This window comes from Catenulispora rubra, from assembly GCF_015356825.1.
Taxonomy (GTDB): domain Bacteria; phylum Actinomycetota; class Actinomycetes; order Streptomycetales; family Catenulisporaceae; genus Catenulispora; species Catenulispora rubra.
On the sequence record NZ_JAACYW010000734.1, the window covers coordinates 1 to 494 of the forward strand.

A 494-nucleotide genomic window follows, 5' to 3' on the forward strand; every position below is an offset into this window, starting at 1 on the left:
CAGATCCAACACGCCGTAACCACTGGAGAGCCGGATGACCGTAAACGGTCACGTCCGGTTCGGCGGGAGGCCGCGCGGAAAAAGGACCTGACCAGTTCAGGAACCTCGCCGCGCGGCCGACCCAACGGGCTGGCTGATGCTGCACCGCCGGCTCGTCCGCGACTACGAGACTCTCCCCGAGAGCTCCGAAGCCATGATCAACGTAGCGATGATCGACAACGTCAGCAAGTGCATCACTGGAGAAAACGCCCCTACCTGTCGAGGCACCTACTAGTGCAAAGAGTGCAAATCAAACGCCCTCTTACGTCTTCACGCATCCGATGTAGATGGTGTTCGCGATGGCCGGGCCGGGCTGTGTCAGTCGCCCGCTGTCGAGTCGGACGTATTTTCCCGATCCGGTAGCGATCTGACGGGGCGCGTATCCACAGTTCCCGGTGGGGTAGAAGCTGAGGATCGTGCTGTCGATCGTGGCCGGTGAGGTGGCAGTCGTCGAG

1 protein-coding gene and 1 pseudogene are annotated in these 494 nt (G+C 61.5%); one reads left to right on the forward strand and one right to left on the reverse strand.

The genetic code is table 11. From position 1 onward, the window contains the following. Positions 1-127 precede the first annotated feature (127 nt). A pseudogene (locus GWK61_RS55195) lies at positions 128-274 on the forward strand (IS5/IS1182 family transposase); the annotation flags it as partial. A gap of 27 nt (positions 275-301) precedes the next feature. On the opposite strand, the gene GWK61_RS58195 reads toward GWK61_RS55195, so the two are convergent. Beyond that, the coding region (locus GWK61_RS58195) for a hypothetical protein (RefSeq protein WP_228564603.1) at positions 302-494 on the reverse strand (193 nt) is incomplete at its 5' end.